The sequence below is a fragment of the Halonotius terrestris genome, from assembly GCF_006861665.1.
Lineage (GTDB): Archaea > Halobacteriota > Halobacteria > Halobacteriales > Haloferacaceae > Halonotius > Halonotius terrestris.
Window position 1 is genome coordinate 64,534 of the sequence record NZ_RKLU01000006.1, and the last position, 14,144, is coordinate 78,677.

The window sequence follows — 14,144 nt, forward strand, 5'->3', positions numbered from 1 at the left end:
TTCTTTCAATTGTAGAAACACCCCGTGGTTGTAGAAACGAAGAGCTTGCATTCGAACCAGGGCCTCATTCCAATCGCTGCTAAACGTATTATTATCGTGTGAATGTGGTGATTCACGTCGTGGGAGCTCTTTTAGAACACGTTCATACGCCTCTTGGTAGTCGATTTTGCAGTCAAAGAAGTCGATCAGAATATCTCGTGCATGTTGTTCTCGGTCACCGCCCTCTACCCTCTTTCCATGGATTGGGCGACCAGGAATGAGATCAGCGATCTGCGTTTGAAGGGCTTCGTTACCTCGGATTGCTTAGGGGATTTCTAAGTAATGACTAGCCCACTGCGTCCTAATTGAGCACCTAACTTAATGTTATTTCACATTCACTTAGTGATTTGGTGGAATTCCAGCTACATATCGCTACTTCTGAAATAGAGGCCACCTGGGTTGGTGCTTGATCGGTGGTCACAAAACGTATTTCAGGCACACTTGTTTGTACGGACGTATGAGCGGGTACGACCTCGTCGATATCGAGGTCACACACGAATCTGCTGATGATCTTCTGGATTCGCTGTCTGAGGACGGTACTGATGGGAGTCACTTGCAGAGTATCCAGGCAGTCCGTCTGCAAGCAGGCCAGCCGGATTCAGAACTTCGATCACTGAAGGAGCTGGACGAGAACGCCGTCAAACTTCTCGAACACCAAGTGGATGCAGCCTACCGGGCTCTCTTCGAGATGGACGGAAAAGCACTCTTGGCCGACGAAGTGGGCCTCGGAAAGACCATCGAGGTCGGGATGATTCTCAAGGAGATGCACTTCCGTGAAACGGACGAATCCGTCCTCATCCTCACTCCCGCACAGCTGGCCAAACAGTGGCAGGCTGAACTCCGAGAGAAATTCGGTCTTGACTTCGTCTGCAACTACGACGACGAATTCGAAGATTTCGACGCCCACGATTACATCATTGCGAGCATCGACACTGCGAAAAGCGAGCGACATCGTCAGACGGTTCTCGACCGCGACTGGGACGTTCTAGTCCTTGATGAGGCCCACTACGTTAAAAACGAAGAGACGGATCGTTACGACCTGATTGACCGGCTCTCCTACAACTATGCCTTCTTTTTGACTGCAACGCCGATTCAGAACGAGCTGACTGACCTCTACAATGTGGTCTCGCTTCTCCGTCCTGGACTCTTTGGTACACGGGACGTCTTCCACCAATACTTCGTGAACAACAATCAGGAGACACTGGTGAATCGAGACGAATTACAGGATCGGTTGAATAAGGTGATGATCCGGAATCGACGGGAAGACACGGATATCGATTTCACAGATCGGACTATCGACACGCGAACCTTCGACCCGACCCCGAAGGAACGTGAACTCTACCAAGCAGTCTCCGACTACGTCAAAGGAGCTTACAGTCAGGACCAGGGGCAGAAGCTCGTGTTGATGCTGCTTCAGAAGGAGGTCGTCAGTAGCCCGGTAGCCCTGAAGCAAACCATCGAGAAGCGACTCTACGATCAGTCAGAGCTCACGCACGCAGATGAACTAGAGTCGATCTTGGATCTGATTGATGAGATCGATACCGTGACCAAACAGGAGCGACTCTTGGATATCGTCGAAGAAGCCCGCGACAATGTTGAGATGGGGAGAGTCATCGTCTTCACTCAGTTCCGAGCAACCCAACAGCAGATCCTCGACAGACTCGCCTCGGAGGGATACACAGTTCACGCATTCCACGGCGGGCACTCAAGCAGCGAGAAGGAACAAATTGTCGAGGAGTTCGAAGAGGAAGGAGGGATCCTCGTATCGACCGACGCTATGAGCGAAGGGCGCAATCTACAATTTTGCAATATATTAGTCAATTTGGATTTGCCATGGAATCCGATGCGTGTTGAACAACGTATCGGACGTGTACATCGGATCGGCCAGAAGCGAGATGTGTTCATTTTCAATATGGCGTTGAAAGATACGGTCGAGGAGTACGTATTGGAACGATTGTACCACAAGATCGATCTCTTTCAGCAGAGCGTTGGGGAACTAAGCTCCATCCTGAGCCGCTTGGAAGAGTCGGGGACAAGCTTCGAAGACGAGATCTTCGAACGGTTGGTGGCCGCTGATTCCGAAGTCGATCTCGAAAACGATTTTGACGCGATGGCAGTTGACCTCCAGGAACAGCGCGAACTCGCTGATAAACTTGAGGAATTCAATAGCGGTGTGTTCGAAGGATTCGATCTGGGAGAGAGCGATGACTGAGGCTTCGATTTCTGTCACGCAATCCGTGGTAGAGAAGTTTACAGAACGGTATCTATGCTCTCTCGGCTGTTCCATCGAGCAAAGCGACGACCACTGGGAGGTATCGGTACCTGAGGCCACGGAAACCGTAATCTCACAGGGGAAACACATGCTCATTCGCGGGGAGGTAAATCCAGATGATGACGATGAGAACACGAAACGGCTGCATCCAGAGAGTGCGTTCTTTCAAGAGCTACTCCGAGAGGCTAGTGAACGGTCGCCTTCTGGTAAGGTGTCGATTGAGACCGACTCTGATATCGAGATTCCGGAATGGATCCATCACAGTTCTGTCGAGGTAGAGAATGCCCAATTCACTCCGTACTACGACCGCATAGCCATCGTGGTTCTCTTTCGTGTTGGTATCGAGACTGTCAGTGAATACCAGCAAGAGCTTCTACGCGCCATCGCTGTAGACACGCGGTCAGAGGAGATCCTTCCAAAACTGGCTGAGACATTCCTTGATAGCACCAAAGTAGAGACGGAGACAGCCACTAGTGATGATGTTCAGCTGACCAAGACAAATATACGGCCTCTTCTCGAAACAGCCCGGGAATTATTGCTGAAAAACGTACAGGGTAAGCTCGACTCTATTCATCGAGAAGCCTCACGTGCGGCAGATTCAGAAGTCGAAGAGTATCGTCAGATGCAACAACAGCGTATACAAGAGCTACAGGAAAAACACTCGAATCTGTCGTCAAAGATCAACGATCTAAGTGAGAAGATCAACTCCGGAGACGAGGATTCACGAGTTCAAGCACTACGTGAACGGAAAGAACTCAAATCAGAGTATGAGGAACTCGACGAGACGCTTAACGAGTTACAGGAACGCCGTGACAGTGGATTCCCCGAACGACAACGAGAAATCCGAGAGCGGCACTCACTCGACGTGCAGGTCAGACCCCTTACGCTGACTGAAGTTGAGTACGACCGAGGTGAGATCGATTTCGAACTTGTAGATGGTAGCATACATCAAACCGTTACTCTCGGATACGGAAGTGGGATCGGTGTAGCTGATACAGTTCGCTGTTCGTCGTGTGAACGGAAACTCACCGAAGGCAACCCGATTCGAGCGATTTCGGATGGACTCAAATGCCAGAGTTGTACCAAAGAGCGGTGATATGGTGACCTCTCGATGGTTCATAAGAGCAATACCGCTGAGCGAATAGAGCTACCACACTCATTTGTCAATGAAACCGTGAAATAACTCGATCCTGAACGAATTCCGGTTATTTCTAGGAGAGTCTGGATTTACGGTATGACTACTCATTAACGCTGGCTTCCGAACGATGTCCTTGACCAATTAGTTCGACTAAGCTCGCTTTCGAGAGTGGATCAATATCAACGCGGGTTCCTTGTGCAGTATAGAAGATATCTGCAGTCACCTCTCGATCAGAGAACCATTCATTCAGCACGTGATAGTACACGCTGAGTTGCTTCCGATACTCATCCTCGGCCTGCCGTCCGAGGTCAGTTTTGAAGTCAATAATCTCGACAGTATCGGGACGAATGTGAACAAGGTCGACGATTCCAGAGATATTGACCTGCTCGCCGTCGACGGTGAGTGGCAGATACGCATCCTCCTCAACTCGTAGCTCACCACCGAGCGAATCTATGAGTGACTTGAGGTGACGTTCATCGTCGTTCGTGGGCGCGACATCTCCTTCCAGTATGTACCGCTCAGCGAATTCGTGAGTCTGCGTTCCGAACGCGGTCCCTCTTCCGTCGGCGATATCCTCAAACACATCATCACGCATCAGCGTATGCGGCGAGTGACCGACTGGACCATCCGGCGTCGGCACAGCAATCTGCAAGTGTGCCTGTGTCGTCTCGTCGATATCCTCTTTCTGAACGTTGGGTTCTAATTCCTCAAGGTCAACTGGGAGCTCTTCAATGAACCTGTTCGGGCTCTCGCCTGCAGCGAACACGAGGTGGCTCTCAGCCCGCGTCATCGCGACGTAGAGCAAGCGTCGTTCCTCATCATATCCACGCGGCAGGCACTTTCGAAGAACGTCGGCCCGCCAGTTGTCGTGAATATGAGGATACCCGTGATCGTCAGAGTAGAGTTTCCGTTGGCGTATCCCGACCGGATCGTCGAACGTGATCGCGTTACTGTTCCCGCCTGAAGGTGGGAAACAATGGGAGTTCATATTCGCAAGCAAGACAATGGGATGTTCGAGTCCCTTGGCCGCGTGGATGGTCTGGACCGTCACAGAGTTCATACCTGCACTCGCGTGGACTTCGTGGGTGCTTCCGTCCTCGATGCCGCGTTCAATAAATCGGATGAGGTCACCTCGTGTTAATGTCGTCGCGCTGTGGACGGACTGGATTGTTGTCAGCAGCACGTCTGCGTAGGCCCCGTCGTAGTCGTACTGGGCGAATACACGCTGGGCAATCCCCCCGACAGTCTCTAAGGCTGCAAGCTCCGACTTGAACGCCTGCATGTTGGTGGGGTACTCCTCGATATCGAGGACGTGTTTGACTTCGTCGAGCGTGTAACCAGCTTCCTCAAGCACGACTGCCCATCCCCGTTCCGCGTCGGATTCGAGGATTCGCAGCCATGCTAGGAGGAGCTTCGCCGGGTCAGACCGGAACAACTCGATACCTCCTTCGTATGCCATCGGCAACCCATACTCTTCGGCGACAGAGAGGATTTCTCGGCCAAAGTCACGAGTCCGGGTGAGGACGGCAATGTCACCGTACTCTGGCAGCCGAAGTTCCCCATCCTCTTCGACCTGATACGCGTCGTTCCCGACGATCTCCTGAATCTTGGTTAGAACGGCTTCGTGTTCGTCTTCGTGTTGAATCGCCTCTATCTGCGAATTTTCGTGAGAGGCGTTCGAGGAGAGCGACACAATACTATCTCGCACGGTTGTCTCGTCGACGTCGTCCGAACTCGCCGCTGGTGACACGAGGCTATGTTCCGAGAAGTCGAGAATCTTCTGGGTTGACCGGTAGTTCTCGATGAGTTCGATATCATGGATCGGTCGGGTCGACCACGATACTCTCTCGTGATCCTCGTTGAGTTCGTCGACGAACCGATCCAAGCGGGACTCGAATTCGGTTATATTCTCGACAGCAGCGTACTGGAACGAGTAAATGCTTTGCTTCCAGTCACCAACGACACAGATGTTGTTCGTGTTTGCAAGGAGGAGAGCAAGTTTGAACTGGATCTCACTAGAGTCCTGGAATTCGTCGATCATCACGTACTCGAAGGCGACATCGTCGCGGAGTTGATGGTCATCGCAGAGCAGGACAAACGCGAACAGCTGGAGGAAGCTGAAGTTGAGGTAATTCCGACTGAGGGCGAACTCAAGGTACTCGTGGTAGATGTCGTGAACGAAGTTCTTGAGGCCCTCTCGCCGTTCGTCAAACACCAACTGTGCGACGCCATCAGGGACCTGCTTCTCACCCCATCCGCCACGGATTTCGTCTTCCTCGGGCGCGTCTGGGAGATAGCACTTGTCGTCCCCATAGCCTCCGAGCTTCGAACGAAGCTTCGATTGTTTGTTCCCGTCGTTTCGGGGCTGGTTCAGTTCGTCGAAGATCTCCCGAAATGCCTCGAAATCACCGTCCAAATACCGCTCGCCGTTGCGATACCAGCCTTCAACCGTCGGGAAGACACCTTTCGCCGCAAGCTGATTGATTAACCCGAGGAGTTCGACGGGTTCCTCGACGGCGCGGAAGAAGTCGTCGTACTCGGGGTGATCGTCGCTGAACCGACGGATGAACTCGCGGAACTGCGCCTTCTCGATGTTTTCGTCTTCGAGGATACGTGTGGACCCAGTGATGCGGTCGTCGATGCCGAGGAGCGTCGGTGCTTCGAAGCCGTCCTCCATAAGAATATCGTGACAGAGGCTGTGGAACGTCTGTATCGGTGCGTCCGAGAGTTCACGCATCCCGTAGTCACAGTGGGCGACGATTCGATCCTTCATCTCTGTCGCCGCGTTGTTGGTGAACGTCACGAGGAGGAGGTCCTCAGGTTCGACATCGTCTTCGTCGACGATTTCGGCATAGCGACGGGTTACGGTGAATGTCTTTCCAGTCCCTGCGCCGGCGTCGACAATGTGGATGCCCTGTTTGCTGTCGATGAGGTCTTGCTGTTGATCGTTTGGAACAGTCATCGTGACTCACCTTCCAGAATACAATCGCGGTTGTCCACGTACCGATAGTTTGGATCGCCACCGAGTCCCTGAACCGGGAAGCGCTCATCACCTGCACGACGCTCGTTCAACTCCGAAAGGCGATCTTGGACGAACTGCTCGAAGGCGTCCACGTCGCCGGTGAAATAGTTCTGGTTGCGAATACGGAGCAAGTGTCTCAGGGCCTGTTTGCAGCCGTTTTTCACGTACTTGTAGTCCCCAACATCAGCGATCAGTCGCTCTGTGAACGCGTCGCCGAACTCGGATTCGATGAGTTCGTCACTGTCGGTGGTGTCCGGGAACTGGTATGCATCTAACACCGCCTGGTAAACCTCAAATGTGGACTTCGAGAAGGTCTTGTTACAGTCGTTTGCGGCGTCTTCCTGCAGTTCGGTGAAGACAGCTGGGCTCGCGATGTATTCTTCGTAGGTGACTGGGTAGTAGGTCACCGTTGTGAGGCAGTCCTCGATAGATTCCTCTCCAGTCACCACATCATCAAGCGTTTCGAGGAAGTGGAAGAACGTGAATCTCAGTACCTCATCCGGGTGCTCTGTTCGCTGATGAGCGAGATACAGCAACGCCTGGAAGTTCGGTTTATCACTCGGTGGATCAAGTGCCGAATGCTTTACAATCGAGTATGCTGACTTCTTTGAGCCACTCTTGTAGTCAAGGAGTCGGGTCGGGCTGTGAACGAGGTCGATCTTGCCCTTCAATCCGAGATCAGTGTTTTCGAACCAGTGTTCGGTGTGCGAAGCATCGATGGGGCGGTCATAATACTCCGCGAAGAAGTTCTCTCTCCAGTTACCATCAGGCGTCACTATCCCGTCACCGTGAGGCGGGTTTGCATCGAGGAATTCAACAATGGTCTGGAGGCCGATGTGGTACTTGGTGAGTCGGACTTCCCGGTCGACACCTCGGAGGAACGGATCGACCTCGTTGAGTATGACTGCGGCTACATCGTCGAGTGTATCAGACGTGACGAAATCCGGATGTGAGACATAGAACTCAGCGAAATCGTGAAACAGGTTCCCTTCCCTGAAGTGATCCTTGTCCGGATTGTCGACGAGTCGGCTAAAGAAGTAATCGCGGGGAGAGTTGATGTACGTGTTCAGGCTCGATTGGCTGAGCGCGGTTACTTCCTCGGGTGAGACATCGAGTTGTTCTTTTTCGAATCCATCCTGTGTTGTTCGAGACGCCCGTGAATGCTGCAGTGAGTCCAAGTCACTGAATCGGTCGAACTCCTCATCGAATAGTTCCTCGAAGTATAAGCACGGGCTGACGGGCGTTCCACCGGTGGTGTCCTGCACGAGATAGTACTGGTCAACGCCGTTCTGCAAGAGGAGTTGGAACTGTCGGATGTTCCGTTCAAACTCCTGATCTCGGTTGACCCACGGGCGACGAGGCGACGAATGTGTCCACCCTTCGTCGAGGCCGAGATAGAACACGACGGCACGGTCGACGTGAGCAGCCGATTTTGCATCCGCCAATAGGACACCTTCGTTTTCCCGATCTACAGGCACTTCGTACGACTGCAAGTAGAACTCAAGATGGTCAACTGCCGCTTCGGTGACGGCGTCGTCAAGGAGGCCGAGCGTCGCGAGTTCATCTCTGAAGTCTTCGATTGTGGCATCTGTGACTGCTTCATATTCGTCGATAACCTCCTCGAATGTGCGGGAACGTATCTCCTCGCGGAGCTCAAGGATCCAGTCTACTTCCGGGCGGTCAATATCGCAGAGACGCTTCTCGTCGTGTTTGATGTCGACGGGCATCCCGAGCTGGGTGAGGAGTGGTCGAACGTCGCCTACTCGCGTATCTTGGCCAGCATGGGCACTTCGAAGGAGCTGTAGAAATGCGCGGTGGCTGGCATCGTCATTGAATCCCGGCCCACCATAGTATGGAATCTCTGCAGCTTCCAGCGCCGACTCAATGAGCGAGGAATACTGGCTATCTGCATCGAGGACGACAGCTACTTGGTCGGCGTTCTCCGGTGTGACCGTATCGAGGACCGCGTCGACGATTGCGGCCGGTGAGTCGAGAATGCGGAAGGGTGGATGATCGAATGGTTCCCCGGTGAACGGGTCGACCGTCTCGTAATCTGGGGGGAGTATCGAGCGTTCGAGTTCGGTAAACTGCTTGAACCCAACAACAGCGACCGACGTGTTGGCTTCGATGCTGTATTCGGTGAGACGGTTAGACGTCGTGTCCATCTCTGTGATACAGTCGACAGCAGTATGCGTTGCCGTTGTCGCGAACTGCTCGTAGTCCAACACAGCGTCAGCCGTTCCTTGGTACTCCCAGCACTGGAGGATGTTCCCGACCGCATAGGATGCCTCCTTCCAGTTGAGATTAGTCGTCTTGATGATTTCGAGGAACGCGAGTCGATCCTCGGCCTGTTCTCGCCGTCGCGCAGCCAGGCGCCGTGGTGTGATCGCGAATGGCCCGAAGTGAGGTTGGTCAAGACGCCGGTTCAGGGCACTCGCCATCGGCGCATCCGGCACGAGCACAAGGTCGAAATCCTTGCATTCCTCGTAAAGAGAATCTATAGACTTCGCTCGTGTAATTGACACGGACTATTGGACTCAGGTGAGTTTCAAAAATGTGTCGTCGGAACAGTCGACTCAAACTAGAATTTGCACAGAAACACCATAAGCTTCCGAGCAATGCACAAAATCGGGGATTGGTGAGGTATGGGGTACTAAAGATGTGCGCGATCTCAGTGTCCTGAGTGTGACAAGGATAATCGATACAGGAGCTTATTCCTCAATGGGGATCCGGTCAAATTTGGGCGAGTCGCCGATCTTCCGCTCCAACAGGTCTGCAATGTCCTCATTTGCTGTCGCGAAGATTACTTGCCGGTCTTGCTCGCCATCTCGGCGTGTTGCCAGTTCAATGAGTAAATTGAAGAATGAAATCGTGTTAATATCGTCCAGATGTGCGAACGGCTCATCAAGCAGCATCACCGGCGGCGCATGTGCATGGGTGAGATTGTTCGTAACGAAGATTGCGAGCGCCAAGGCAGCCCGTTGGCCTGAACTCATATCAGTAATCGGCTCTGGCTTCGGGTCATCCTGCCCCCGTCGAATCACTCGAACTTCGTCGTTTTCATTGAGTTGCACCTCGTTGAATTGATACGGACGCTGGAACGCCTGAAATAGCGTCGTTATTGCCGACATGTGTTCTCGGACGTATGCTGTGAGGTTTTCGTCACCTCCCGCTTTATCAAAGACCGTTTGTAATCGCTCAATGCCGTCTTCATAACCTTCCTTCCTGAGTTGATGGTAATCCAGATCAGTTTGCTTTTCCTCGATTTGCTCGTTTATTTGCGCGACCGACTCAACGACGACCGAATCGCTCTGGAACTCCGCCTTGGCGGTGTGCAGCACTGTACGATCAGCTGCCACATGAATCTCGTTCTGTTCGTGTTCTCCGATTGTGTCTAGTACTTGAATGCCAGCTTCAATCTCTACACGCCGATCTTCTAGTCGCTGAATAGCTTTCAGAACGTCATCAATCGGTTTGGCAAAGTCTTCGACGGATTTTTGCAGTGACTGCAACTTTTCAGTAGTTTCCTGACGGGTAGCCCTCACTAATTCAATAGCTTCTTCACTGCTAAGATCCCAAAGCGTGTTTTGTCGGATCGCCTCACCAAATCTGGTGACGTGAGCGTCGGACACGCTTGGCAAAGACTCAAAACTTGTTCGCTTAAACACTCCCCAGAAGTCTTCAGCACGGCAAACATCACCATACTGGGTTTCAAATTTATCCGTCACCCTTGCCCAGGTGGGTCGTTCCAGAACTTCGAGTGCATTTTCAATGTGTTCGATATCTGCTTGTAGCTGATCTGGAACTCCCGATTCTGAGGAAAGAATACCCTCTGGCGGCTCTCGGTTTCGAATTGAGGATTCTGTTTGCTCGAGATAACAGGCTGGACAGTGTGATACCTCGTCAGTGATATCAAGATATTCCTCGGTCTGTGAGCGAATCTCGTCTAAGAGCTCCTCACGCCTCGCCTGTAGGTCAGAAATCTCTCGAATCGTCTCTCGCTTCTCAGAGAGTCTATCCAGGTCCTCCTTGAGAACACCCGTTACACGTGATCGCCATTTTTCGAGCGACTCCCCTGACTCAGGATCTTCATCAGAGAGTACATTGTCTATGGCGCGCAGATCTGAAATCTCGAATTCTTCAGTTGAGAGGATGATTGCAACGAAAGCTACAGTTGGCTGTGCTTCACCCCAGCGTGTGCTATTGAGTTCTTCCTGAAGCTCTCTTAGCTGCTTCTGCTTATTTTGCCGCTCTTCAATATCCTCAAGTTTGTCAATCGCTGTTTCTGTTCGGTTTCTCTCGTTAGCCAGCTCGGATACTAACGTTTCAGGTGTCTTTGGCTCATCGCTGCTTAGACCCCCACTATTGAGACTCTCGTCAAGCCTTGCAACTCGTTCACCCCAGGTTGTCCAGGTATCGACCCACTCTTCGTTGGAGTCCCCGCTTTCTTCGTCGTCATGGTGGTGCGACGGAGGATTCGGAATGAGTTCTCTCATCCCTGATGATAGTTCTTCGTGAGCTGTCCGTGCAGTAGAAAATAAGTTCTCTGCTCGATCAGCCTTATTCTCTAGTTCTTTGATTTCGGCAGTCAACTCCGCAATCCGGTTTTCTTCCTGTTTAATTCGCCTATCGGCTTCTTTTACCAACTCTCTTTTTTCATTACGGGCCTTCGACAACTGCTCTCCGTACAACGAACGCCGAATCGTTTGTTCAATATCTAGGTCTGTATCGAGTTCTGCGAGTCGCGTAGTCGACCCTGCCTCGTGATAATTTACATGATAGAATTCGGTGTGACGTGTTGACTTACCCTCTGGTCGAAATCCGTACCAAGCGCTGATCCGATCAGCCACGTCGGACGTGTCATTCGAAAGCCGGATCGGTCCGTCTCCTTTGCCTGTGAGGGTCACATTCAAGCCACTATATTTCCAGCTCCGCTGAGTAGTCTCACCTCGGACTTGCCCAACCATTCCCAGCGCGGCCGCATCAAGAAGACTAGTTTTGCCACTTCCATTCCGTCCGTAGAGAAGTGTAAACGGTTTTGCATCCAGCGTTCTCTTGCTAGCCGGTCGGCGGAAGTCTGGCCCTAATTCTACTGACTCAATGATTCCTTCAGGCCCCTTTGGCAAATTCGGTTTTGTGGGTCCAGCCTCCGAATCACTTCCTTTGCGTAGTTTTTCAAGCCGCTCATCCCGGTTGGTTGAGTCGATCTCAAAGAGAAGTCCCAGATCTGCTTCGAGAATCTCTTGGATAAGTTCCCCCCGGTTAAAATCGACTTCTATCGATTCGAGATCTCGAATAACTGTTTGGAGCGGTTGCAGAAACGCATCCAACGAGTCGATGGCGACAAATCGTCGTATCGCAAATCGCGTATTAGACTCGAATCTTGTACGCCTTGATTCGTCTATATCCATCTCTTCGGGGTATGCCCAGAATAGCTGGATATTCCACTGGTTCGGAATTTCATCATCATAGAATAGAACCTCGAGCTGACGGTTGTCTTCCGTTTCGAGCTTGTCCAAATCATCATCTGGTTGTATAAACCGAACAAGGATCGTCTCGTCATCGTACCCTCTTCGAGGATGTGTAATTTTGTAGAGGTCGTCCGAACCCTCTATCTGTTCTACGTGTTCTTCATCGTATAGCCGTTCAAGACGATTGTATCCGTTCATAGCGTGATCTCCTCTAATCCCTCGGTTGCATCGACTCGCTCTGGATTACGAACCATATTAGAGACATCCTCATATCCGGCCAGTGTTTTCACTTTATTGGAGCTGAAATTAGAAGTCAGCGCAACTGGTTTGAAGTTGACTCCGTCTACTCGCAACCACTCTACGAACCAGCGAGCTCTGTCGATCTCACTGTTAGGAGTTGAGTTGGGAAGTGTCGTCAAACAAATGGGAACCTGTTCAACCCGATATTCTGCGTTGACCGGAACGTCAGTTCGCTCGAAGGCGTTCTTGAGGACAATATCGGCTTCATCCTCTGCAAATGAGAGTGCTTCCATTAGCCGTTCGGCAATTGTTTCAGGCGCATCCCTCGTACTCGGCGTGATCTCACCGGCACCACGTCGGCGTGGGTGATTCTCCAAGAGATGTCCTAATTCTTCACACATCTCGCCGTTGAGGGATTCAACAGCTTCCCAAGAAACTTTTTGATTGGTGGGAAATTGTTCTGGAAGACTGTCCGCTTCGATTTCTGCGCGAAGGAGTGCGGTCAACAGCTCTCGGTTGAGTGGGGTCGTGTTAAGCTGCTTTCGCCACTCTTTGCAGGGATCCGGTTCAGGTGCCGGATAGACTGGATTTTTGTTTTGGTACTCATCTGCAGCTGTATCGAAGACAGCTGTCGTTGAGACTTTGAGATCTGCCATCAAAGCCGACCCACTGGGCGTTCCGTGGTTTGTTTTTCGTCGGAATATGACTGTACTTACGATGTCATCTGGGATGAGGCAGAGATACTCACACCCGATATCTGGCTGGGTCGCTACCAACCCTCCTCGCTCGTAGGAGTCGTTATACTCTGACTCCAGCGTAGTTGAATCATCTGTTGTAGTGTAGATCCCGGAATAGCCAAAGGGGCCGATAGGTGGCACACTCCCCCAGTTTGCGACGATACATGACACCTGGGCTTCGGTCTCAAAGAGTTCCTTTCGATAGTTGACCCACGTTTTGTTGAATGGATCAGGGTTGCATTGGACATGGACAGAATACGAGGGACCGTCTTGGCAGAACGTAAGAACCTCATTTTTGAGTTCTCTCTGCATTACATCGGAACATGTCCACGGAACAACGGCGGCACCGCTCAAAAAGCGGAAGCCCCAGATCTTTGTACCCTCACAGAGCCTCTTTAGCTCGACATCATTCGCACGGCTGCTCATGTGTTTGTTCTTAAATTGAACAAATAACGCGTCTTGGTCCTCACCAGGTCTCGCATTCGCAGCTATTGGTATGATTGTCGGTGTGACGAATTCTCCCGGTTCGTCTGGTACAGCGGGGCTCCCGTCAGTTTCACCTTCCGCCGAATAGCAGTCATACTCCTCATTCAATTCCGCGAGCCGGGTCCGCATTTCGTCTACCTGTATGGGGGCGCACCCTAGGACAAATAGTGGACCCGTATCTGCGAAGAGGAATTCATCATGATCCTCAATCCAATCGATATTGTAGGCCCACTCCGGTGCTGCTGCGAGGTGAGCACCTTCTTTGGATGCTCGCTGGAGGAACGATTCAGCCTTCGATTGCATATCGACTGGTTTCGGAAAGACTGTGATGTCTTCCACCCTGCCGCTTGGTTGCCAAATTGTAACGATGTTTTGGGAGTCTTCCTCTGCAAATACCTCATACCTCTTAGTATCAAATTCAGTGAGAATTTTTCCAGCTTCGCGAATTCGGTCGGACTCAGACATTGTTGAGAGGTGTGTTATGATATCCAATATCAAGTTGTGCTGATATAATTTCGCAATTCGTCGCAAAATCACTGCTGATTTCGTATAGCGAAATACAATATATGCTCTGTGGGCCCATTTACCCACATTCTGGCGTGGGTTCAGCAGACTCTCGCAGTCAGCTAAACCCACAGATTGATTAGGCATCCTACTAAATCGCTGAACAACCGGAATATGGGACTCTTAGAATCACCCCACCAAGCAGCAAGCAGGCTTCTCCGGCGAAATCAACGCT

At 51.7% G+C, this 14,144-nt stretch carries 6 protein-coding genes; 2 read left to right on the forward strand and 4 right to left on the reverse strand.

The features are described from left to right. Positions 1-496 precede the first annotated feature (496 nt). Entirely contained in the window at positions 497-2,251 is a 1,755-nt protein-coding gene (locus EGH24_RS12290; protein WP_142980434.1) for a DEAD/DEAH box helicase, read from the forward strand. Beyond that, positions 2,244-3,407: a hypothetical protein gene (locus EGH24_RS12295; RefSeq protein ID WP_142980435.1), complete on the forward strand. Its 1,164-nt coding sequence runs from the start codon at positions 2,244-2,246 to the stop codon at positions 3,405-3,407. Before EGH24_RS12290 ends, EGH24_RS12295 begins: the two co-directional genes overlap by 8 nt. A 142-nt stretch (positions 3,408-3,549) precedes the next feature. Here EGH24_RS12295 and EGH24_RS12300 read toward each other — a convergent pair whose 3' ends face one another. The 4 genes from EGH24_RS12300 to EGH24_RS12315 form a co-directional block, all read right to left on the reverse strand. Continuing rightward, positions 3,550-6,411 carry a UvrD-helicase domain-containing protein gene (locus EGH24_RS12300; RefSeq protein ID WP_142980436.1) on the reverse strand — a complete coding sequence of 954 codons (2,862 nt, stop codon included), beginning with the start codon at positions 6,409-6,411 and terminating at the stop codon, positions 3,550-3,552. Further along, complete coding sequence (locus EGH24_RS12305; RefSeq protein WP_185903318.1) at positions 6,408-8,996, reverse strand: PD-(D/E)XK nuclease family protein; 2,589 nt, start codon at positions 8,994-8,996, stop codon at positions 6,408-6,410. The genes EGH24_RS12300 and EGH24_RS12305 overlap by 4 nt, the downstream gene beginning before the upstream one ends. A gap of 186 nt (positions 8,997-9,182) precedes the next feature. Then, on the reverse strand, positions 9,183-12,140 hold the full coding sequence (locus tag EGH24_RS12310; RefSeq protein WP_142980437.1) for an AAA family ATPase: 2,958 nt from the start codon (positions 12,138-12,140) through the stop codon (positions 9,183-9,185). Further along, a complete protein-coding gene (locus EGH24_RS12315; protein WP_142980438.1) occupies positions 12,137-13,870 on the reverse strand; it encodes a hypothetical protein in 1,734 nt (577 codons plus the stop codon). The genes EGH24_RS12310 and EGH24_RS12315 overlap by 4 nt, the downstream gene beginning before the upstream one ends. Between the last annotated feature and the right edge of the window lie 274 nt (positions 13,871-14,144).